This is a genomic window from Rhodococcus pseudokoreensis, from assembly GCF_017068395.1.
GTDB lineage: Bacteria > Actinomycetota > Actinomycetes > Mycobacteriales > Mycobacteriaceae > Rhodococcus_F > Rhodococcus_F pseudokoreensis.
The window spans coordinates 7,298,355-7,320,842 of sequence record NZ_CP070619.1 but is presented as its reverse complement, the minus strand read 5'-3'; the positions used below and the strand labels follow the sequence as shown (position 1 = coordinate 7,320,842).

The window sequence follows — 22,488 nt, the reverse complement described above, 5'->3', positions numbered from 1 at the left end:
GTACAGACTGCCACGCGGCCCACCGTCCGGTGGCGCGGTCCCGGCTTCGCGGTTACTCCGCGGCGAGCCTCGCCTCCCGGTCCGACTTGCCGAGCGCGTCGAGCAGGGCGTCGAGTTCGCCGTCCAGGACCGCATCCAGGTTGTGGGACTTGAACCCGATCCGGTGATCGGTGATGCGGTTCTCCGGGAAGTTGTACGTGCGGATCCGCTCCGAACGGTCGACGGTGCGCACCTGGCTCTGCCTGCCCGCCGACGCCTCCGCGTCCGCGGCCTCCTCCGCCGCGGCCTGCAGCCGGGCGGCGAGCACCTGCATGGCGCGGGCCTTGTTCTGCAACTGCGAGCGTTCGTTCTGACAGGTCACGACGATGCCCGTAGGCAGGTGCGTGATCCGGACCGCGGAGTCGGTGGTGTTGACACCCTGACCGCCCTTGCCCGAGGAGCGGTAGACGTCGATGCGCAGATCGGTTTCGTCGATCTGCACCTCCTCCACCTCTTCCGGTTCCGGGTAGATGAGGACACCGGCGGCGGACGTGTGGACGCGGCCCTGCGATTCCGTCACCGGCACGCGCTGCACGCGGTGGACGCCGCCCTCGAACTTCAGCCGCGCCCAGACCCCGTCACGCACATCGCCCTTCGACTTGATCGACAGCGTCGCGTCCTTGTATCCACCGAGGTCGGAGACGGTCGCGTCGAGGATCTCGACGCGCCAACCGTGACGCTCGGCGTACCGGACGTACATGCGGGCCAGGTCGGAGGCGAACAGCGCGGATTCCTCGCCGCCCTCCCCCGACTTCACCTCGAGCACCACGTCGTCACCGTCGTGCGGGTCGCGGGGGGCCAGCAGATCGGTGAGGGCCTTGTCCAGTTCGAGGACCTGCTCCTCGAGTGCGGGCACCTCGGCCGCGAAGCTGGAGTCGTCGGCGGCGAGTTCGCGCGCCGCGTCCAGATCGTCCTGCGCCGACTTGAGCCTGCCGTACGTCGCCATGATCGGCGCGAGCTCGGCGAATCGCTTGCCCGCCTTGCGGGCGGCGGAAGCGTCGTTGTGCAGGGCCGGGTCCGCCAACTGCTGCTCCAGGCCGGCATGTTCGGCCAGGATGTCGTCGATGGCCGAAGGCTGGGTGGTCCCTGCCATGATTCGCTCCGCTCTGCGTTCGTTCGGGAAGTAGGCACAAAAAAGCCGACGCCCGGCCTGCAATTATCGCAGGACGGGCGTCGGCGGAACAGCTAGGACTCTGCAGATTCCTTGGCTGCGCCCTTGCCGGCACGCTTGCCGTAGCGAGCCTCGAAGCGCGCGACACGTCCACCGGTGTCGAGGATCTTCTGCTTGCCGGTGTAGAACGGGTGGCACTGCGAGCAGACCTCGACGTTGATACGCCCGGTCTCCTTGGTGCTGTGGGTCTCGAAGGTGTTGCCGCAACCACAGACCACGGTGGTGGCCACGTAATTGGGGTGAATGCCTGACTTCATGGTGTCCCTTTCAATGGTCGCCGGGTCGCCTTCGCCGTTCGAAGACGTGAACCGGAACCGGACTCAGCCGCTCAGTATGCCAGATCGCAGGTTCGCGATCCCAATCGGCAATTTCTGCTTGCGGTGTGGTCAACGCGGGTGGTCCGCGTTTTGTTCCACGGTGATTCCGGAGGGGAAAACAGCGGGACCCGGCGACCGAAAGTCGCCGGGTCCCGCGTCGGGTCGATGATCAGTCGTCGATCGCGCCCGGAGCAGTCTTCGACACCTGCATGAGGAATTCGAGGTTGCTCTTGCTCTTCTTGAGCCGGTCGATCAGCAGATCGATGGCCTGGTGCGAATCGAGTCCGGACAGCACGCGCCGGAGCTTGTGCAGCACCGCCGCCTCGTCCGGGCTGAGCAGCAGCTCGTCCTTACGTGTGCCCGAGGGGTTCACGTCCACGGCCGGGAACACGCGACGTTCCGCGATCTTGCGGTCGAGCTTCAGCTCGGCGTTACCGGTGCCCTTGAACTCCTCGAAGATCACGGTGTCGCCGGTGGAACCGGTCTCGACCATGGCCGTCGCGATGATCGTGAGCGAACCGCCGTTCTCGATGTTGCGCGCAGCACCGAGGAAACGCTTCGGCGGGTACAGCGCGGTCGAGTCGACACCACCGGAGAGGATGCGTCCCGACGCCGGCGACGAGTTGTTGTACGCACGGCCGAGACGGGTGATCGAGTCGAGGAGGACGACGACGTCCTTACCCGCCTCCACCAGGCGCTTCGCACGCTCGATGGCGAGCTCGGCGACCGAGGTGTGGTCTCCCGGCGGGCGGTCGAAGGTCGAGGAGATGACCTCGCCCTTCACCGAACGCTGCATGTCGGTGACCTCTTCGGGACGCTCGTCGACCAGCACCACCATGAGGTAGCACTCGGGGTTGTTGGTCGCGATGGCGTTCGCGATGGCCTGCAGAACGCTGGTCTTACCGGCCTTCGGCGGGCTCACGATCAGCGCACGCTGTCCCTTGCCGATCGGCATCACCAGGTCGATGACACGCGTCGTCAGGATGTTCGGCGTGGTCTCCAGCCGCAGCCGCTGATTCGGGTACAGCGGCGTGAGCTTGCCGAACTCGGGGCGCTTCTTGGCCGCCTCGATGTCGCCGCCGTTGACGGTGTCGATGCGAACCAGCGGGTTGAACTTCTGCCGCTGGTTGGCCTGATCGCCCTCGCGTCCCACCCGGACGGCGCCGGTGATGGCGTCACCACGACGGAGACCGTTCTTGCGGATCAGGTTCATCGACACGTAGACGTCGTTCGGACCGGCCAGGTAGCCGGAGGTCCGCACGAACGCGTAGTTGTCGAGGACGTCCAGGATGCCCGCGACCGGCTGCAGGACGTCGTCCTCGCGGATCTCGGTCTCGCGGACGTCGCCGCCGCCGCCTTCGCCGCGGTCGCGTCCACGACGACGTTCGCGGAATCGACGTCCGCGGCGTCCGCGACCGCCTTCCTCGTCGTCGCCGGGGCGGTTGTCGTTGGTGCGCGGGCCGTTGCCGCCCTGGCTGCGGTCGCCGCGGTTGTCGCGATCGCCACGGTCGCCGCGTTCGCCCCGGTCACCGCGGGTCTCGCCGCGATCACCACGGGTGTCGCCGCGGTCGCCGCCGCGCTCACGCCGGTTGCGGTCGCCGCCCTGCTCGCCGGAGCCGTCCTGCTTGGCGGGCTTCTCGGCGGTATCCTGCCGGTCTTCGGCCTGCTTGCGCTCGGCCTGCTGCGTGTCGGTGGCAGTCGCCGAGGCGGTGTCCTGAGCGTTGCCGCCCTGGTCACCCTGCTCGGGAGCGCCTGCCCGACGCGCGGATCCGCGGCGCTGGCGGCCACGACGTCCGCCTTCGGCGGTGTCGGTGTCGCCGGCTGCGCCGTCGGCCGTCGCAGGTTCGGCCGTCTTGGGCTCGGCGGCCTTCTCGACGGGCTCCGCCTGCGGAATCACTTCGAGTTCGGTCTGAGCGGACTGTTCGCGCTTTGCGCGCGTCGCCCGGGTCCGGGGAGCGGTTTCGGTCGCGGCAGCGGCCGGGGCTGCAGAGCCGCCCTGACGCTCCTTGATCGCGGCGATCAGGTCGCCCTTGCGCATCCCCGAAATGCCCTTGATGCCCAGCTCACCTGCGAGAGAGCGGAGCTCGGTGAGCACCATTCCGGACAGCCCGGCACCTCGGCGCGCGTCGGCGCGCTTTGTGGAGGCCGTCACTGATGACGCCTGTGAAGAGTCGCCTGCCTGCGCGCCAACGGTATCCACCGAGGAGGCGCGCACAGGAGCGGCGATGAGGTCCGTATCGGTCACGGAGGTCCTTTCCTTCCCTCACTCGCGCTGCGCAGAGTCGAGGGTTCGTCCCGTAATTCGGTTTCGAATACCGAATTCGGATGTGCCGTACGTAGTTGCATGTGAAGAACTGCCGGCTTGCCCGCCATCACATCACCCTTGAAACAGGCGCGTACTCGCAATCCCTACACGACAGATAGTGCGGAGGATCGTGCCAGGAGCCGTCAACCCCGATTGACCTGGAGTAATTGCCCTGGTGAAGCACCGGCGTCTGATGCGCACGATGTACGGACATTGCCCAGGATAGCTGTGAACGCCCGTAGGGGCAAGGAGACGCCCCTACGGCGTGTCAGCTGGTCCGGACGCCGTCGGCTACGTCCAGTTCGAGAACCTGCAACCCCTCGGCCTCGGCCTGTGCTCGAAGTTCCACGGGGAAAGGGTCCGTGGTCAATGCGAGGACGGTCGGTCCGGCTCCCGAGACGGTGGCGGCGATACCCGCCTTGCGGAGGACGGCGATCCAGCGCGTCGTCAGCGGAAGGGCCGGAGCGCGCTGCGTCTGATGCAGCCGGTCCTCGGTGGCCGCCATGAGAAGGTCGGGACGCTCTGTGAGCGCCACCACAGCGAGGGCCCCACGACTGACATTGAACGCGGCGTCCCGGTGGGGAACCGTCTCCGGCAACAGACCCCGCGTGTGGGCCGTCGACGAACGCTCCCCCGGAACCAGTGCGACGACCCGGATCGCGGGGTGCACCTTCAGCGCGACGGCCGAGTAGATGTCGGTGGCCGCGGGGGCTCCGTCGGCCTGCTCACCCGCGCAGCTCCACGACACGACGGCGCCGCCGAGCACGCTCGCCGACGCGTTGTCGGGGTGCCCTTCGAATTCGGACGACAGCTGGACGAGCTGATCGGGCGACAGCCCGAGTTCGGGGTCGAGCTTGATCGCCAGGCCGTTGGCGGCCGCCAGTCCCCCGACGACGGCGGAGGCGGAGGATCCCAGACCCCGCGAATGGGGTATCACGTTGCGGCACACCACATCCAGGCCGTCGGCCCATACACCCGCCGATTCCAGGCCGCGTTCGATCGCCCGGACCACCAGATGGGACGGACCCCACGGCACGTCGTCGGCACCCTCACCCTCGACCCGGATGTTCAGCCCCGAAGCCGTGGTCGTCACGGTGATCTCGTCGTACAGTCCGAGCGCGATGCCCAGCGTGTCGAAACCCGGGCCGAGGTTGGCGCTCGACGCAGGAACGCGGGCGGTCACGGTGAGGCCCGCGGGAAGGGTCTGTGTCATGGCGGCGGTCTGGTCCTGCGGCGTGGTGGGCGTGGGCGCCCCCACTACGCCAGCTCGAGGGCCGAGGCGACAGCGACAGGGTCGACCGGGATCGGTTGGACCTCAGGCATACCCGCCAGCGCCGTGTCGGGGTCCTTGAGGCCGTTGCCGGTGACCGTGCAGACGACGGTCAGCCCGGAGTCCAGCCAGCCCTCCTTGCGGGCGGCGAGCAGGCCCGCGACGCTCGCGGCGGAGGCCGGTTCGACGAAGACCCCTTCGGTCCGGGCGATCAGCCGGTACGCCTCGAGGATCTCGTCGTCGGTGGCGGCCCGGAAGGCGCCGTGCGACTCTTCCTTGGCGGTGACCGCGCCGTTCCAGGAGGCCGGGGAGCCGATGCGGATCGCGGTCGCGATGGTCTCCGGGTCCTTCACCGGCGCACCGTGGACGAGCGGCGCCGCGCCCGCGGCCTGCACGCCGAGCATGCGGGGCTTCACACTGGTGAGCCCGTCCGCGTAGTACTCGGAGTACCCGCGCCAGTAGGCGGTGATGTTGCCGGCGTTGCCGACCGGGAGGGCGTGCACGTCGGGGGCCTTGCCGAGGGCGTCGCAGATCTCGAACGCCGCGGTCTTCTGACCCTCGATGCGGACCGGGTTGACCGAGTTCACGAGCCCGATCGTGGGGAATTCCGCGGTGGTCTTGCGGGCCAGTTCGAGGCAGTCGTCGAAATTGCCCTGCACCTGGATGATCCGCGCACCGTGCATGACGGCCTGCGCGAGCTTGCCCATCGCGATCTTGCCCTGCGGCACCAGCACGGCGCAGGTCATCTTCGCCTTGGCGGCGTACGCGGCGGCGGAGGCGGACGTGTTACCCGTGGACGCGCACAGGACGGCCTGCTGACCCCGGGCCAGCGCATCGGTGACGGCCATCGTCATGCCGCGGTCCTTGAACGAACCGGTGGGGTTGAGCCCCTCGACCTTCAGGTAGACGTCGCAACCGGTGATCTCCGAGAGGTGCCCGGCGGGCAGCAGCGGGGTGCCGCCCTCGCGCAGGGTGACCGTCTTCCAGTTCGGTCCGATGGCGAGGCGGTCGCGGTAAGCCTCGATCAGCCCCGGCCAGGGGGTGTGAACGGGGTTACGGGTGCCGGTCATTGTTCGGTGCCTTCCAGTCGCAGCACGCTGGTCACAGCGGTGACGAATTCGAGTTTGCTCAGGGCCTCAACGGTTTCCGACAGGGCAGAATCCGTCGCGACGTGGGTCACGACGACGAGGCGGGCGCCGTCGCCGGCACCTTCCTGCCGCACGGTGGAGATGCTGACGCCGTGCTGCGAGAATTCGGCAGCCACCGCCGACAGGACCCCGGCCTTGTCCGCTACCTGCATGTTGACGTAGTAGCGGGTGGGGATGTCGCCGATCGGCGCGATCTTCAGCTTGGCGTACTTGGACTCGCGGGGTCCGCGGCCACCGTTCACCTTGTTGCGCGCGGCCATCACCAGGTCGCCCATCACGGCTGACGCGGTGGGGGCGCCGCCGGCGCCCTGACCGTAGAACATCAGGCGCCCGGCGTTCTCCGCCTCGACGACGACCGCGTTGAACGCACCGTTGACCGAAGCCAGCGGGTGCTCCAGCGGCACGAGAGCCGGGTAGACCCGAGCGGAGATCCGTTCCTTGCCCTCGGGGGTGGTGATCCGCTCGCAGATGGACAGCAGCTTGATCGTGCAGTCGAGGGCGCGGGCCGACGTCAGGTCGGCCGCGGTGATCTTGGAGATCCCCTCGCGGTACACGTCGGCGGCGGTGACCCGGGTGTGAAACGCGATCGACGCGAGGATGGCGGCCTTGGCCGCGGCGTCGTAGCCTTCCACGTCGGCGGTCGGATCGGCCTCGGCATATCCCAGGCGTCCGGCCTCGGCGAGGGTCGCGGCGTAGTCCGCGCCGGTCTCGTCCATCGCCGACAGGATGAAGTTGGTGGTCCCGTTCACGATTCCGGCGACCTTGTTCACCCGGTCGCCGGCGAGCGACTGGATGAGCGGGCGGATCACGGGGATCGCGCCGGCCACGGCGGCCTCGAAGTAGAGGTCGACGTTGTGCAGTTCCGCGGCCTCGGCCAGTTCACCGGTGTGATCGGCGAGGAGCGCCTTGTTGGCGGTGACGACGGACTTGCCGGAGTTCAGCGCCGAGAGAATCAGCTTGCGGGGCAGATCCATGCCGCCGATCACCTCGACGACCAGGTCGACGTCGTCGCGGGCCACGAGGGCCTCCGCGTCGGTGGTCTGCAACTCCTCGGGAATTCCGCGGTCCTTGCCGGGGCGGCGGACGGCCACTCCACGCAGTTCCAGCGGGGCGCCGACGCGAGCCTCGAGGTCTTCGCTGTGCTCCCGCAGGATGCGCACGACCTCGCTCCCGACGTTTCCGAGACCGAGGACGGCCACACCGATAGCGCGATGCGCCGATTCGCTCGTCACTCTTGTACCTCCAAGCTCAACAGGTCTTCCACGGTTTCCCTCCGGAGGATCACGCGCGACTGTCCGTCGCGCACCGCCACCACGGCAGGGCGGGCGAGCAGGTTGTACCTGCTCGACATCGAATAGCAGTATGCACCGGTGGCCGCGACGGCGAGCAAGTCGCCGGCGTCGATGTCCTCGGGCATCCAGGTGTCGCGGATCACGATGTCACCGGATTCGCAGTGTTTGCCGACGACGCGGGACACCACCGGCGCGGCGTCGCTGACCCGCGAGACCAGTTTGGCCTCGTACTCCGCCTGGTACAGCGCGGTGCGGATGTTGTCGCTCATTCCGCCGTCGACGCTGACGTACCGGCGGGTGAGGTTGCTGCCGACGGTGACGTCCTTGATGGTGCCGACCTCGTACAGCGTGACCGTGCCGGGTCCGGCGATCGCGCGGCCGGGTTCGACGGCCAGCGTCGGCTCGGGCAGACCGGCGAGCGCCGACTCGTGGCGCACGATGTCGCCGAGTTTTGCGGCGAGCTGGTCGACCGGCGGCGGGTCGTCGGTGGGAACGTAGGAGATGCCCATGCCGCCGCCGAGGTCGATGATCGAGATCTGAGCGGTCTTCTCGACGCCGAACTCCGCGACGACGTCCCGCAGGAGGCCGATCACGCGGTGCGCGGCCAACTCGAAGCCGTCGACGTCGAAGATCTGCGAACCGATGTGGCTGTGGAGGCCCACCAGTCGCAGGTTGTCGGCGGCGAAGACCCGCCGGACCGCGTCGATCGCCTTTCCGCCCGCGAGCGAGAACCCGAACTTCTGGTCCTCGTGGGCGGTGGAGATGAACTCGTGGGTGTGCGCCTCGACTCCGACGGTCACGCGGATCAGAACGTCCTGCACCACACCGGCTTCGGCGGCCACCTTGTCGAGGCGGTCGATCTCCGTGGCGGAGTCGAGCACGATGTGCCCGACCCGGGCCGTCACCGCGGCGGTCAGCTCGGTGACCGATTTGTTGTTGCCGTGCATGGCAATTCGCTCCGCCGGGAATCCGGCGTGCAGTGCGACCGCGAGTTCGCCGCCCGAAGCGACGTCCAGGGACAGTCCCTCGTCGGCGACCCAGCGGGCGATCTCGCCGCACAGGAACGCCTTCGACGCGTAGTGCACCTTGGCCGTCGGCCCGAAGGCGCGGGCCATGTCGCGGCAGCGGGACCGGAAGTCGTCCTCGTCGACGACGAACAGTGGGGTGCCGTACTTCTCGGCCAGTTCGGTGACCGGGATGCCCGCGATGCTGACCACCCCGTCCGCGGCGCGGCGGGCGTTGCGGGGCCACACCTCGGGCGAGAGTGCGGCGAATGCGGCGGCGTCGGCGGGACGTTCGGGCAGACCGGGCGCGTGCACTTGCTCCGCGTGCTTGGGACCGGCGGGGTGCGCGCTCACATCTGCTCCGGTGCGCTGACGCCGAGCAGGGCGAGTCCGTTCGCCAGGACCTGGCGGGACGCGTCGCACAGCGCCAGTCGCGCGATGTGCAGCGGGCCGACCTCTTCGTCGCCCTGGGGCAGGATGCGGCAGGCACCGTAGAACCGGTGGTAGGCGCCGGCCAGTTCCTCGAGATACCGCGCGATACGGTGCGGCTCACGCAGATTCGCGGCGCTGGTCACGACCCGCGGGTACTCGCCGAGGGTGCGGATCAGATCGCCCTCCTGCTCCGAGACCAGCAGTGAGAAGTCGGGATCCGTGACGGCGATGCCGAGGTCGGCGGCGTTGCGGGCGATCGCCGACAGCCGGGCGTGCGCGTACTGCACGTAGTACACCGGGTTCTCGTTGCCGGTGCTCGTCCACAGTTCGAGGTCGATGTCGATGCTCGAATCCACCGACGACCGGATCATCGCGTACCGCGACGCGTCGACGCCGATCGCCTCGACCAGATCGTCCAGGGTGATGACGGTGCCGGCGCGCTTGCTCATCTTCACGGCCACGCCTTCTCGGACCAGGTTCACCATCTGGCCGATGAGCACCTCGACGGTGTCGGGGTCGTCACCGAAGGCGGCCGCGGCCGCCTTCAGCCGGCCGATGTACCCGTGGTGGTCCGCACCGAGCATGTAGATGCACAGGTCGAAGCCGCGGGAGCGCTTGTCCTGGAAGTAGGCGATGTCGCCGGCGATGTACGCCGCGTTGCCGTCGCTCTTGATGACCACCCGGTCCTTGTCGTCGCCGAAGTCGGTGCTCTTGAGCCACCAGGCGCCGTCCTCCGGGAAGAGGTTGCCGGAGTCCTTCAGCGTCTGGACGGCCTTCTCCACCGCGCCGGACTCGAACAGCGAGTTCTCGTGGAAGTAGACGTCGAAGTCGACGCCGAACTCGTGCAGCGTGCGCTTGATGTGCGCGAACATCAGGTCGACGCCGATGGCGCGGAAGACCTCCTGCTGCTCCCCCGCGGGCAGGTCCAGCACGTCGGGGCGCTGTTGCTGCACGTCGGCGGCGATATCGGCGATGTAGGCGCCCGCGTATCCGTCCTCGGGGGCGGGTTCGCCCTTGGCGGCCGCGATCAGCGAACGGGAGAACCGGTCGATCTGGGCGCCGTGGTCGTTGAAGTAGTACTCACGCGTGACCGCCGCGCCCTGGGTGGACAGGATCCGCCCGAGCGCGTCGCCCACGGCGGCCCAGCGGGTTCCGCCGAGGTGGATGGGGCCGGTGGGGTTCGCGGAGACGAACTCGAGGTTGATCTTCTTGCCGTCCAGCGTGTGGCCGGACCCGAACGCGGTACCCGCCTCGAGGATCTTCGCGACGATCGCACCCTGCGCGTCGGCGGCCAGGCGGATGTTGAGGAAGCCCGGGCCCGCGATGTCGGCGCTGTCGATGCCCTCGGCCGCGGTCAGCGCGTCGGCGAGCCAGCCGGCCAGCTCACGCGGGTTGGTACCGACCTTCTTGGCCACCTGCATCGCGACGTTGGTGGCGTAATCGCCGTGCTCGGGATTGCGCGGACGCTCGACCGTGAGAGTTTCGGGAAGCACGGACACGTCGAGTCCGCGTTCGGCGAGCACTTTCGCGGCGGTTCCGCGGAGCAGTTCGGCAAGGTCAGCTGGAGTCACAGGTATCTATCCTATGGCCAACGCGTCCCGAGCGGTGATCCGGCTTCCCGCGAGTCCCGGCGACCGCCGGCGAGCGTGGGCCCGGCCACTCTCCCAGGTTGCGCTCAGGGTGGGTAAGTAGAGTGGGATCGCCCTGAGTCCCGGCTCTCAGCTCCCGGTCACCGGGGGTCGAGCGCCCGTAACCCACACACCGAAAGATCACAATCGATGCCAAGCGGTTCGGAAAGTCGCGGTCCCGATAAGAACTCGGGCGCGAAGTCGGCGAAGGCCATCAAGGCCGCCAAGAAGAAGAGCGGCGGCACGAAAATCAAGGGCGGCGCGTCCGCTCCCCGGAACATCCCCTGGCTGACGATCGGCGCCGGAGCGGCCGTTCTCGCGCTCGTGGCGGTCCTCGCGATCAACCTGATTCCCAAGTATCAGGCCAAGGAAGAGGCCGCGAAGTACGCGCCGAGCGCCGAGAACCCCGACCCGTCGGTCAACATCGACGGCGTCCTGAAGGTCGACTACCCGGCAGGCATCCACATCCAGCCGACGCAGCGCGTCGCGTACGACCAGTCGCCGCCGTTCGGCGGCCCGCACGACGCCATCTGGGCGACGTGCACCGGTACGGTCTACCCGAACGCGATCCGCACCGAGAACGCGGTGCACTCGCTCGAGCACGGCGCCGTGTGGATCGCCTACAACCCGGACGAGCTGTCCGCCGACCAGGTCGAGACGCTGAAGGACAAGGTGGACGGCGAGACGTACACGCTGATGTCGCCGTACCCGGGCCTCGACAGCCCCGTCTCCCTGCAGTCGTGGGGCCACCAGTTGAAGGTGGACAGCGTCGACGACGAGCGCATCGACCAGTTCATCACCGCGCTGCGGATCAACAAGAACACCTACCCGGAGGTCGGCGCGAGCTGCTCGTCCATCCCGGGCTCCGGTTTCGACCCGGACAACCCGCCGCCGTTCGACCCGTCCACGCCGGGCGCGGACGCGGTGCCGATGGACGGTGGCGGAATCAGTCCCGACCAGTCGGAGTCCGGCGGCGCGGGGGCGCAGCTGCCGAGCGGCATGCAGCTCCCGAGTGACCTGCAGCTGCCCTCCGATCTGCAGCAGGCGCCTGCCGAGGGCGGCAATGGATAGTTCGGCCGAACTCGGACACGAATCCGACATCGACTCCGCGGGCGAGACAGCAACCCCGTCCCGGCCCAGCCAGCGCACAGCGCTCCTGGTCATCGGACTGATCGGCGCCATCGCCCTCGGATTCGCGCTCGGCTTCCTCGCCCGGCTTCCGCTCGCGGACTCCGGTACCCCGGTTCCCGAGGCCGGTTCCGTCGATGTCGGATTCGCGCAGGACATGAGCGTGCATCACAGCCAGGCGGTGGAGATGTCGGCGATCGCGCTGGCCAATGCCACCGACCCGGCGGTCCGCAGCCTCGCGTACGACATCCTCACCACGCAGCAGAACCAGCTCGGACAGATGCAGGGCTGGCTCGCACTGTGGGACCAGCCGGGTCTGCCGTCCGGCGGGTACATGGGCTGGATGGAATCGGAACACTCGGACGGTCACAGCCACGGGACCGCCGACAGCACGCACATGGAGTCCATGTCGAAGATGCCCGGCATGGCGTCGTCGGAGGACATGGCCGCGTTGCGTCAGGCCACCGGCCCGGCCGTCGACGTCCTGTACCTCCAGCTGATGCTGCGGCACCACCAGGGCGGGCTCCCGATGATGGAATACGCGGCCCAGCACGCGTCGGAAGACGCGGTCCGCAGCCTCGCGCAGACGATGGTGGACACCCAGCAGAGCGAAGCGACGGTGATGACGAACATGCTCACCGCGAAGGGCGCCGCTCCCCTGCCGATGAACTGACGTCCGGCGTCACGACCACGTCCAGTCGCGCACCTCGGGCATGTCCTCGAGGTGCGCGACGACGTATTCGCCGTGCCGTTCGAGTTGCCGCAGGCAGAAGTCGGCCAACTCCGTGGCACCGGCCGGTTCCCGCCTGGTGCGGCGTAGCGCGGCGAGCGCGAGGTGGTAGCGGCTCATCCGGTTGAGCACGACCATGTCGAACGGTGTGGTCGTGGTGCCCTGTTCGCTGAAACCGCGGACGTGGAAGCGGTCCGGCGCGGGACGTCCGTGCAGCAACTCGTGGACGGCGCGCGAGTACCCGTGGAACGCGAACACCACGTGCGTGTCCGCGGTGAAGAGGTCGAGGAACGTGCGCGCGTCGAATCCGTGCGGGTGCTCGGTGGGTGTGAGCAGCCCCATCAGGTCGACGACGTTGACCACCCGGGTGACCAGTTCCGGGGTGTGTTCGCGCAGCAACTGCGCGGCGGCGAGAATTTCCTGGGTCGGGACGTCCCCGGCGGCGGCGAGCACGACGTCCGGTTCGGTGCCCGCAGAAGACTCCGTTCCCGCCCACTCCCACACCGACGCCCCGGCCGCGCAGTGTGCGTGCGCCTCCGCGAGGGTCAGGTACTGCAGGTGCGGCTGCTTGTCGACCACGATGAGGTTGACGTGATCGGTGCTGCGGAGGCAGTGGTCGGCGATCGAGAGCAGGGTGTTCGAGTCCGGTGGAAGCCACACCCGGACCACGTCCGGTGCGAGCGGGACGACGGCGTCGATCATGCCCGGCCCCTGGTGGCTGAACCCGTTGTGGTCGTTGCGCCAGCAGGTGCTGGTGAGCAGGACGTTCAGCGAGGCCACCGGCGCCCGCCACGGCAGATCCACCGCATGCTGCAGCCACTTGGTGTGCTGGATCAGCATCGACACGCTCACCATCGCGAAAGCCTCGTAGCTGGCGAACAGCCCGTGCCGCCCGGACAGCAGGTACCCCTCCAGCCAGCCCTCGCAGAGGTGCTCGCTGAGCACCTCCATCACCCTGCCACGGGCCGACAGTCCGTCGTCGTAGTCGGTGACCGGCAGCTGCCAGCACCGGTCGGTCACCTCGAAGACGGCGCCCAACCGGTTGCTGGAAGTTTCGTCCGGGCAGAACAGCCGGAAGTATCCACCGCCGTCGGGCGTGGTGGTGGCCGTGTACAGGTCGCGGAGCAATTCCCCGAGCACCCGGGTGGTCTCGTGGTGGGTGGTGCCGGGTTTCTCGATCGGGAGCGCGTACTCCTCCAGGGGCGGCACCGGAAGATCCGCGCGCAGGCGGCCGCCGTTCGCGTACGGCGACGAACCCATCCGCTTGTCGCCCTGCGGCGCCAGCCGCACGAGGTTCGGCACGAGTGCGCCGGACGAGTCGAACAGTTCGTCCGGGCCGTACGACCGCATCCACTCCTCGAGTTGACGCAGATGCGCCTCGTCGGTCCGGACCCCCGACAGCGGAACCTGGTGCGCCCGGTGGGTGCCCTCGACGAGCACGCCGTCGACGGTGTGCGGGCCGGTCCAGCCCTTGGGGGTCCGCAGCACGATCGCCGGCCACTTGGCGGTGCTGCGACGGCCCGCCCGCGCCTCCCGCCGGAGGTCGGCGATCGTGGTGTGCGCGTCGGTCAGTGCGCGATGCAGCGCGGGGAAGACCTGCCGCGGGTCGTCGCCGGAGACGACGACCGGCGCCCAGCCCTGACCGCCGAGAAACGCCTCGACGTCGGCGTCGCTGCTACGGCCGTACACGGTGGGCCCGGCGATCTTCGCACCGTTGACGTGCAGGATCGGCAACACCGCCCCGTCGCGTTCCGGGCTGAGGAATGCGGGCAGTTTCCACGACGCGGACAGCGGTCCCGTCTCCGCCTCTCCGTCTCCGATCACGCACGCCACCAACAGATTCGGGTGGTCGAACGCCGCCCCGGCGGCGTGCGCGAGCGCGTAGCCGAGTTCGCCGCCCTCGTGGATGCTGCCCGGAGTCTGCACACTGACGTGACTCGGGATGCCGCCCGGCGTCGAGAACTGCCTGCAGAGCCGGTGGATACCGGCGGCGTCGAGGGACACGCCCGGATACACCTCCGAGTACGTCCCCTCCAGGTACGTGGCGGCGACGAGCGCCGGACCACCGTGACCGGGACCGGTCACGTAGAGGCAGTCGGTGTCGGTGCGGCGGATGAGACGGTTCAGCAGGGCGTAGATCATCGACAGCCCCGGACTCGTTCCCCAATGCCCGAGCAGCCGGGGTTTGATGTGTTCCGGGCGCAGCGGCTCCCGCAGAAGCGTGTTGTCCTGCAGGTAGATCTGCGCGACCGTCAGGTAGTTGGCCGCCGCCCACCACCGCAGGTCCGACTCGAGGTCGGCATCGGAATAGTGCCCGTCGGAATCCTGCGATCCCGGCTGCCGTACATCGGCCATTCTCGACCCCTCCCCGAGAGTTCGCGAGCGTCCACGTCCTCCCGACACTAGGCGTGTTCGGGCCTCTACCGGGGCGAGTCCAGGAAGTAGGGGGACCGATTTGGTCGATCCCCCTACCTATGCGCTACCATTGGCCAGCCCAATCGGCACACCGGTTTTCCGGTGCGCCCCCGTAGCTCAGGGGATAGAGCGTTCGCCTCCGGAGCGAAAGGTCGCAGGTTCGAATCCTGCCGGGGGCACCACGTTGATGCAGGTCAGGACATTTTCCTGACCTGCATTTTACGTTCCGTGCGATTCTCGCGCTATTCGATTCCGAAACTCGACGGCAGCCGTTGCCACATTGCGCTGGGCTGGTACCCGTCATGAGCGGCCTCATGAGCGTCAACGAAGCATCGGACCTACTTGGCGTGACCGGCTGATGCCGTCATCGACGGAGCCGGTCTGACGTGTGGTTACCAGTCCCCGGAATTGGGCTGGGGGTTGCGTCTCTGGAGGTTGCGGATGCCGTCGCCGCGGGAGGAATTGCAGCTGCGGCGCGCTGGGCGACGTGGCCCGTGTACGTCTCCGCCTGCGTTGATGGGGTGGACGTGGTCTGCTGTCCGCGCTTGGGGGTGTAGGGAGGGTGGTGTCGATGTGGTTACCGCACAGCCAGCAGATGTGTACGGTGCGTTTGAGTCGGGTTGCTTGGTTGCGGTAGCGCCGGCTGTCGCGGGGGTTCTTCATCGCGTGCCTTGTTTATGGGGATAAGCAGGTAACGGGCGTCGCGTGGTCAGCGATACGCGGGGCATGGTCGGGGAGGACCAGGAGTGGCGTATGGGCAAGAACGGTGACATGTATCCGCCCCAGTTGGACTGGCTACCACCGTGGGCACACCCGCTGCATGCCGCCGGTTACGGCTTCTTCTGGCCAGCGCGGAACGGCTATAACCCTTTCACTGGCTATCCCTGGTAGGAGTCGTAATGGGAACAACGCCGTGGGGTCCGTTGTGGGACTTCTTCAGCACGATCGGTTTGCTGATCGCACCCCTGTTCAGTGGCGGTGGATCGTAGTGTTTCCCTGGACACCAGCATTGGATTGGTTTCTGTGGAACGTTGCGGATCCGTTTTTCGCCATGATCCGTCCCTTTTGGAATGAGTGGTTCCTGTGATCGGCAACTTGCCTGACCTCCACTACGGAATTGACGTGACCTGGACCAGCGTCCAACTGTGGAACCTGTTCGTTGATTGGTGGAATCAGTTCTAGGAGAAAATCGTGATTGGCATCGTGTTCGATCTTCCAGGGTTCTTTGACGTCGGTGACTATTGGCCAGGCACGGTTCAATGGAACATGTTCGCCCAGTGGTGGAATCAGTTCTAACCCGTCGAGCGGGCGCCACCTCAGCATGAGAGATGATGCCCGCCCGTAGTGGCGCTGCTGCTGACACGCCGGAAAGGTGGGTCGTGGTCAGTGCATGGTTCCGTCCGGTCCGTCCGGTATCGGTGACTTTGACGCCAAGCCAGTTGGTCAGGGTGGTCAGCCCTCGTCGACCTTTGCCCACGGGTTGACGTACACGTCAGGGATGAACCCCTCCGTCTCGCTGATTCGCCCCGAGAGACCCGGTGTAATCGCAGCGTCCCACGCCGATTCGAGGTAGACGCGCTGCCGTTCCCGTGCGTGTGCGATGGTAATCAGCACGATCGGCGCATTGACCCGGAACCAACGAGTTCCCCGCGCACCGAGCGAGAGATCATTGCGGAAGAGGCTGGCAGTTCTGTGTCTTCTTGCCGGACGAACGGGACGCTCGTTCGATCTGACTTGGGCGAGCGTCCCGTTCGTGCGAGACGGTGACGGGCTCAGGCCGGGGCGCTGCGACGCATCTCGCGTCGGAGGATCTTCCCGCTGGCCGTCTTGGGCAGTTCGTCGACGATCTCGACGCGCCGCGGTGCCTTGTAGCTCGCGAGCCGCTCCCGGCAGTACTCGACGAGGTTGTCCGTCTCCACCGTCTGCCCGGGGCGGAGGCTGACGAACGCGGCGACGGTCTCGCCGCGGTAGTTGTCCGGCTCGCCGACGACGGCCGCCTCCCGAACTGCGGGATGCCGGTAGAGGACGTCCTCGACTTCGCGCGGCCAGACCTTGAAACCGGACGCGTTGATCATGTCCTTCTTGCGGTCGACGACGTACACCCAGCCCTGGGCGTCCATGAATCCCACGTCGCCGGTGAGCAACCGGCCGCCAGGCAGCGACTGCGCCGTGGCGTCCGGCTTGTTCCAGTACGCGGGCACGACCATCGGTCCGTCGACGGCGATCTCCCCGACGTCGAGGGGGTCGAGGTCGGCGCCGTCCTCCCCGACGATCCGGATCACGGCGGACGGCAGCGGCAGGCCGATCGCCAGCGTGCCCGACGACGGATCGACGGGCGCCTCCAGATTCGGCGGGACGACGACGCACGGCGCGCTGGTCTCGGTGAGCCCGTACCCGTTGCGGATGTACTTACCGGTCAGCTCCCGGAACCGTTCGACGATGGCGGGTGGCAGCGGGGCGCCACCGGACATCACGGCCTCCAGCGAGGCGAAGCGCTCACCGGAGAAATCCGGGTGCGCCATCAGCGCCATGTAGGCGGTGGACGGGCCGACCATGAACACCGGCCGTTCCCGCTCGAGGGCGTCGAGCACCACTCCGGCGTCGAACCGGTACGCGAGGATCAACGGCGACGCCAGGTCGATCGCCGTGAGCAACTGGCACACCATGCCGGTGATGTGGAACAGCGGGGCGAGCGCGAAGATCGGCGACCCGGCGGGCTTGCTCTCGTACAGGCGCAGGATGGAACTGTTGACGGTGAGATTCCGGTGCGTGTTGGTGGCGCCCTTGGGGACTCCACTGGTTCCGGATGTGTAGGACACCAGCGCGATGTCGTCCGGAATCAGTCCGGGGTCCGGCAGGCCGGCGCACGCGCGTGCCCCGGCAACCTCGAGCAGGTCGGGCACACCGTCGGCGCGCACCCGGGTCACTCCCCCGAACACCCGTGCGTCGTCCGACGTCTGGATGTCGAGTTCGCTGGCGGTCAGCGCGATCCGCACACCGGCGGCGGACGCGCGCTCCCCCACCCGATCGGCCCACGCGTTCTCGCTGCACACGATCGCGGTGACTCCGGCGTCGGTGAGGATGTGGGCGAGCTCGTCCCGGTACATCGGGTTCAGCGGGACGACGACCCCGCCGGCCTTCCACGTGCCGATCAACGCCAGCACGAACTGCGGGACGTTCTGCAGATAGATCGCGAGCCGGTCACCCTTCCCGAACCCGTTCTCCGCGAGGTACGCGGCCACGCCGTCGCTGAGTTCGTCGACCTCGCGGTAGCTCAGGGTGCCGCCGAGGTACCGGACGGCGGGCCCGTCCGGGGCGGACGCGACCGCGGCCGAGAACATGTCGAGCGCTGTCCGGGCGGGGATCTCCCCCACGGAACGCGTGTTCTCGTCGTACCGGTCCATCCAGGGCCTGTCGTCGTACCAGCTCATCGTCGCCGTTCCGCCTCTCGCTCGTTCCATGTTTCCGACTGTGTGACCTGCTGTTCAGCGTGTGCCCGACATCCCGCCGTCCACGGGGACGACGGTGCCGGTGACGTACGCCCCGGCGCGTGAGGAGAGGAAGATCGCGGTGCCCGCGACGTCTTCCGGTGTGCCGACCCGGCCGAGTGGCACCGACCCCTCGACCGCCGTCTTCTGCTCGGGATCGTCCAGGATGAATGCCATCATCTTGCTCGGAAACGGTCCGGGCGCAATGGCATTGACGGTGATCCGTTCGGCGGCCAGCGTCGCTGCGAGCTTGCGGGTGAGCATGTGGACCGCGGCTTTGCTGGCTCCGTACGAGAAGTTGTCGGTGCCCGACACGACGAGCCCGTCGATCGAGCCGACGTTGATCACCCGGGCGGGGTCGGTGTCCGTCGCCGCGGCCCGCAGGCTCGGCAGCAGCGCCTGGGTGAGCATGAACACGCCCTTGACGTTGATGTCGAAGACCTTGTCGAATCCGGCGGCGGGGAACTCGTCGATCGGTGCACCCCACGTCGCGCCGGCGTTGTTCACGAGCACGTCGAGCCGGGGTGAGAGGTCGGCGACCCGTGCGACCAGGCCCGCGATCCCCTCTTCGGTGGACAGGTCGGCGGGGTGTGCGTGACACGTGCCCGGGCCGAGGGCGGACAGTTCGGCCGCGGCCTTCTCGCACGCCTCCGCTTTGCGGGCGGAAATCACGACGGTCGCCCCGGCCTGGACGAATCCCTGCGCGATCATCCGGCCGATACCCCGCGAACCTCCGGTGACCACCACGGTCTTGCCTGCGACGTCGAACAGCGAACCTGCATCCATGTGCGTTCCCTTCAGGGTTGGAAGACTCAGGGTTGGAAGACGAGGCGGCCGACGGTGCTGCCGTCCCCGAGCCGGCCGATACCGTCGGCGACGTCCGCGAGCGAGAGCCGCTCGCTGATGAGCGGCTTGATCGCCCCGGACTCCGCGAGGCGGGTCAACTCCTCGTGGCAGTCGGCGATCGCCTGCTGGTTGTACTGCTTGTACAGGCCCCAGTGCAGCCCGATGATGGAGTAGTTCTTGATCAGGCCGTGATTGAGGCCGGGCGTCGGGATGGTGCCGCCCGCGAACCCGATGATCAGGATCCGGCCCTCGAACGCGATGCACTTGGTGGACTTCGCGTAGGCGTCGCCGCCGACCGGGTCGTAGACGACGTCCGCTCCGCGTCCGCCGGTGAATTCCTTGACCAGCGGGACGAAGTCTTCGGTGTGCCGGTCGATCACCAGATCCGCGCCCAGCCGCCTGCAGTAGTCGGCCTTGTCGGCGCCACCGACGACGCCGATGACCTTCGCTCCCGCGGCCTTGCCCAGTTGCACCGCGGCGCTGCCCACTCCGCCCGCGGCAGCATGGACGAGCAGCGTCTCCCCCGGCTTCAGTTGCGTGCGCCGGTGCAGCGCGAACCAACTCGTCTGGTAGCCGATGCTCAGCGCCGACGCCTCGGCGTCGTCGAGCCCGGGCGGGGCCGCGAACGTATTGACCTCGTCCATCACGGCCATCTCCGCGAATCCGCCGCCGGGCAGGTTCGGGTTGCCGATCACCCGGTCGCCCACGGCGAACCGGGTGACGCCGTCCCCGACCGCAACCACCTCGCCGCACAACTCGACTCCGGGTGTGAACGGCAGCGGCGGCTTGATCTGGTATTGGCCGCGACACAGCAACACGTCGGGGAAGTTCGCCGGTGCGGCGAGAACCCGGACCAGCACCTGCCCGGGGCCCGCCGTGGGGTCCGGGACCTCCTCGAGGTGCAGCGCGGTGCGCGGCTCGCCGAGTTCGTGGACACGCCATGCCTTCATGGATTTGCTTCCTGACTGTCGGTGGTGGGGCCGGGTTACGCGGGCAGGTCGATCAGGCCGGCAAGGTGCGCGCGGTGCCGGTAGGCGGTGCCGAACGCCAACTGGTCGCTCTTCGCCCTCTTCAGGTACAGGTGGGCGGGGTATTCCCAGGTCATGCCGATCCCGCCGTGCAGCTGGACGCACTCCTCCGCGGCGTGGACGGCGACCCCGCTGCAGTACGCCTGCGCGATGGTTGCCGCGACCTCGGCGTCGGCGTCGCCCCGGGCGGCGGTGTCGGCGGCGTAGCGGGCGGCGGCGGCCGCGGACGTCACTTCGAGCCACAGGTCGGCGAGGCGGTGCTTGATCGCCTGGAAAGACCCGACGGCCCGGCCGAACTGGGTTCGCTCCTTGACGTACGCCAGCGTCGTCTGGAAGCACCACTGCGCGAGCCCGAGTTGCTCGGAGGCGAGCAGTGCGGCGCCGAGAACGAGCGCCTCCCGGACCGCGTCCGCGGCGCTGCCGTCGTCGATGCGGGTGGACACCGCGGCGTCGAACGCGACGTCGGACAACGGCCGGGTCATGTCGAGCGCGAGCACGGGGGCGACGGTGACCCCGGCGGCGCCCGCGGGCACGGTGTGCAGTTCGAGCCCGTCCGGACCCAGGGCGGGCACGACCAGGATGTCGGCCTCCGCGGCGCCCGCGACACCGGTCACGGTCCCGGTGAGGGCGTTGCCGTCCCGGCGCACGGCCGGGGTGAACCGGCCGGGTGCGGTCGCGAGCCCGACCGCGAGCGCACCGGTGGTGGTGCCGTCGGCCAGTGCGCCGACCGTCTCGGTATCGCCCGCCTTCAGCAACGCGACCGTCGCGAGTACGGCGCTGGACAGGTATGGGACGGGTGCGACGGCGCGCCCGATCTCCTCCATGACCACCGCGGCCTCCCGTGCGCTCGCCCCGGCGCCGCCCAGTTCCTCGGGGACGAGCAGGCCGGCAAGGCCGAGGTCGACGGCGAGGGGTTTCCACACGCCGGAGAAGTCGGCGGGCGTCCCGTCGTACGCCCCGACGACCAGTTCGGGCGGGCAGCGGTCGGCGAGCAGCCGGCGGACGCTGTCGCGCAGGGCGTCTTCCGTGTCGGAGTACAGCAGATCTGCGGTGTTCATCGGGGCAGGTCCTTCCAGGCGATGTCCTTGTCGACGCGGTGCTCCGGCGGGAGGCCGAGGACGCGTTCCGCGATGACGTTGCGGAGGATCTCGGACGTGCCGCCCTCGATCGAGTTGCCTTTCGCGCGCAGGTACCGGTATCCGGGTTCGCGGCCGATGAAGTCGACCTTGTCCGGGCGGCGCATGGTCCAGTCGTCGTAACGCAGCCCGGCTTCGCCGTGGAGTTCGATGTCGAAACCCGAGATGGTTTGCGCGAGCCGGGCGAAGGCCAGCTTCAGGCCGGATCCCTCGGGGCCGGGCTGCCCAGCCTCGAGTTGCTGCCGCAGCCGTTCGCCGGTCAGCCGGGCGACTTCCGCTTCGACCCACAGCCGGAGCAGTTCGTCGTGCATCGCGGGGTCGCGGAGTCCCGGTTGTTCGCGCCAGGCGCGGGCGACCGGTCCGATCATGCCGCTCTCGCGGGCGGCCGCGGAACCGCCGATCGCGACCCGCTCGTTGTTGAGGGTCGCGGTGGCCACCTTCCAGCCCTGTCCCTCGGCGCCGAGCCGATCGGAATCGGGAATGTGGACGTCGGTGAGGAACACTTCGTTGAATTCGGCCTCGCCGGTGATCTGCCGCAGCGGCCGGACGTCGATTCCGGGATCGCTCATGTCGCACAGGAAATAGGTGAGGCCGGCGTGCTTGGGCACCGACGGATCCGTGCGGGCCACGAGGATGGCCCTCTGCGCGTTCTGCGCGCCCGACGTCCACACCTTCTGCCCGTTGACAGTCCAGCCGTCACCTCCACGGACGGCTCGCGTCGCGACGGCGGCGAGGTCGGACCCCGCCCCCGGTTCGCTGAACAACTGGCAGTAGATGTGCTCGCTGGTGAAGATCGGCCGAAGGTACTTCTGCTTCTGTTCGTCGGTGCCGAACGCGGCGATGGTCGGCGCGGCCATGCCCAGCCCGATCCCGTTGCGGCTCTTCGCCGGACCGGGCGCCCCTGCGGCCTCGAGTTCGGCGTCGACCTGCGCCTGGAAGCTCTGCGGCAAACCCAGACCGCCGCGCCCGGGCGGGAAGTGGACCCACGCGAGGCCTGCGTCGAATCGGGCCCCGAGGAACCGGGCCGGATCCGACAGGTCGTTCTGTTCCAGGAGGGTCGCGATGCGGCCGCTCAGGTCGCGTGCGATCGCCTGTTCGTCAGTGGTCATCG

General features: G+C 68.5%; 17 protein-coding genes and 1 tRNA gene. 3 read left to right on the top strand and 15 right to left on the bottom strand.

What is annotated here, in order from left to right:
- Positions 1-52 precede the first annotated feature (52 nt).
- From prfA to argS, 8 genes are all read right to left on the bottom strand, one after another.
- A complete protein-coding gene (gene prfA, locus JWS13_RS38535) occupies positions 53-1,132 on the bottom strand; it encodes a peptide chain release factor 1 (protein ID WP_124395816.1) in 1,080 nt (359 codons plus the stop codon).
- Positions 1,133-1,224: 92 nt separating this feature from the next.
- Positions 1,225-1,467: a 50S ribosomal protein L31 gene (gene rpmE, locus JWS13_RS38530; protein ID WP_005252948.1), complete on the bottom strand. Its 243-nt coding sequence runs from the start codon at positions 1,465-1,467 to the stop codon at positions 1,225-1,227.
- Between the two features lie 229 nt (positions 1,468-1,696).
- Complete coding sequence (rho, locus tag JWS13_RS38525) at positions 1,697-3,772, bottom strand: transcription termination factor Rho (RefSeq protein ID WP_206010542.1); 2,076 nt, start codon at positions 3,770-3,772, stop codon at positions 1,697-1,699.
- A 328-nt stretch (positions 3,773-4,100) separates the two neighbouring features.
- Positions 4,101-5,045 carry a homoserine kinase gene (thrB, locus tag JWS13_RS38520; RefSeq protein WP_124395814.1) on the bottom strand — a complete coding sequence of 315 codons (945 nt, stop codon included), beginning with the start codon at positions 5,043-5,045 and terminating at the stop codon, positions 4,101-4,103.
- A gap of 44 nt (positions 5,046-5,089) precedes the next feature.
- A complete protein-coding gene (thrC, locus tag JWS13_RS38515) occupies positions 5,090-6,172 on the bottom strand; it encodes a threonine synthase (protein ID WP_072946109.1) in 1,083 nt (360 codons plus the stop codon).
- Positions 6,169-7,482, bottom strand: a complete 1,314-nt coding sequence (locus JWS13_RS38510; RefSeq protein ID WP_206010541.1) for a homoserine dehydrogenase — start codon at positions 7,480-7,482, stop codon at positions 6,169-6,171. The genes thrC and JWS13_RS38510 overlap by 4 nt, the downstream gene beginning before the upstream one ends.
- The gene (lysA, locus tag JWS13_RS38505; RefSeq protein WP_206010540.1) at positions 7,479-8,900 is read right to left on the bottom strand and encodes a diaminopimelate decarboxylase; all 1,422 of its coding nucleotides are present in this window, start codon (positions 8,898-8,900) and stop codon (positions 7,479-7,481) included. The genes JWS13_RS38510 and lysA overlap by 4 nt, the downstream gene beginning before the upstream one ends.
- The gene (gene argS, locus JWS13_RS38500) at positions 8,897-10,549 is read right to left on the bottom strand and encodes an arginine--tRNA ligase (RefSeq protein WP_124395811.1); all 1,653 of its coding nucleotides are present in this window, start codon (positions 10,547-10,549) and stop codon (positions 8,897-8,899) included. Before argS ends, lysA begins: the two co-directional genes overlap by 4 nt.
- 207 nt (positions 10,550-10,756) lie before the next feature.
- Here argS and JWS13_RS38495 point away from each other — a divergent pair, with 207 nt between their 5' ends.
- Entirely contained in the window at positions 10,757-11,677 is a 921-nt protein-coding gene (locus JWS13_RS38495; RefSeq protein WP_206010539.1) for a DUF3105 domain-containing protein, read from the top strand.
- Positions 11,670-12,407 carry a DUF305 domain-containing protein gene (locus tag JWS13_RS38490; protein ID WP_206010538.1) on the top strand — a complete coding sequence of 246 codons (738 nt, stop codon included), beginning with the start codon at positions 11,670-11,672 and terminating at the stop codon, positions 12,405-12,407. Before JWS13_RS38495 ends, JWS13_RS38490 begins: the two co-directional genes overlap by 8 nt.
- Before the next feature lie 9 nt (positions 12,408-12,416).
- Here JWS13_RS38490 and JWS13_RS38485 read toward each other — a convergent pair whose 3' ends face one another.
- Positions 12,417-14,819 carry a phosphoketolase family protein gene (locus JWS13_RS38485; RefSeq protein WP_206010537.1) on the bottom strand — a complete coding sequence of 801 codons (2,403 nt, stop codon included), beginning with the start codon at positions 14,817-14,819 and terminating at the stop codon, positions 12,417-12,419.
- A 166-nt stretch (positions 14,820-14,985) separates the two neighbouring features.
- Here JWS13_RS38485 and JWS13_RS38480 point away from each other — a divergent pair.
- Positions 14,986-15,061 (top strand) — tRNA-Arg (locus JWS13_RS38480).
- A 1,270-nt stretch (positions 15,062-16,331) separates the two neighbouring features.
- Here JWS13_RS38480 and JWS13_RS38475 read toward each other — a convergent pair.
- From JWS13_RS38475 to JWS13_RS38450, 6 genes are all read right to left on the bottom strand, one after another.
- Complete coding sequence (locus tag JWS13_RS38475; protein WP_206010536.1) at positions 16,332-16,493, bottom strand: hypothetical protein; 162 nt, start codon at positions 16,491-16,493, stop codon at positions 16,332-16,334.
- 158 nt (positions 16,494-16,651) lie between these two features.
- Complete coding sequence (locus JWS13_RS38470; protein ID WP_206011903.1) at positions 16,652-18,310, bottom strand: AMP-binding protein; 1,659 nt, start codon at positions 18,308-18,310, stop codon at positions 16,652-16,654.
- A gap of 54 nt (positions 18,311-18,364) precedes the next feature.
- Positions 18,365-19,153 carry an SDR family oxidoreductase gene (locus tag JWS13_RS38465; RefSeq protein WP_206010535.1) on the bottom strand — a complete coding sequence of 263 codons (789 nt, stop codon included), beginning with the start codon at positions 19,151-19,153 and terminating at the stop codon, positions 18,365-18,367.
- Between the two features lie 26 nt (positions 19,154-19,179).
- The gene (locus tag JWS13_RS38460) at positions 19,180-20,163 is read right to left on the bottom strand and encodes an NADPH:quinone oxidoreductase family protein (RefSeq protein WP_206010534.1); all 984 of its coding nucleotides are present in this window, start codon (positions 20,161-20,163) and stop codon (positions 19,180-19,182) included.
- Between the two features lie 35 nt (positions 20,164-20,198).
- Positions 20,199-21,299 (bottom strand): acyl-CoA dehydrogenase family protein, encoded by a 1,101-nt coding sequence (locus tag JWS13_RS38455; RefSeq protein WP_206010533.1) that lies wholly within the window; start codon positions 21,297-21,299, stop codon positions 20,199-20,201.
- Positions 21,296-22,486: an acyl-CoA dehydrogenase family protein gene (locus JWS13_RS38450; RefSeq protein WP_206010532.1), complete on the bottom strand. Its 1,191-nt coding sequence runs from the start codon at positions 22,484-22,486 to the stop codon at positions 21,296-21,298. Before JWS13_RS38450 ends, JWS13_RS38455 begins: the two co-directional genes overlap by 4 nt.
- Positions 22,487-22,488: the final 2 nt, after the last annotated feature.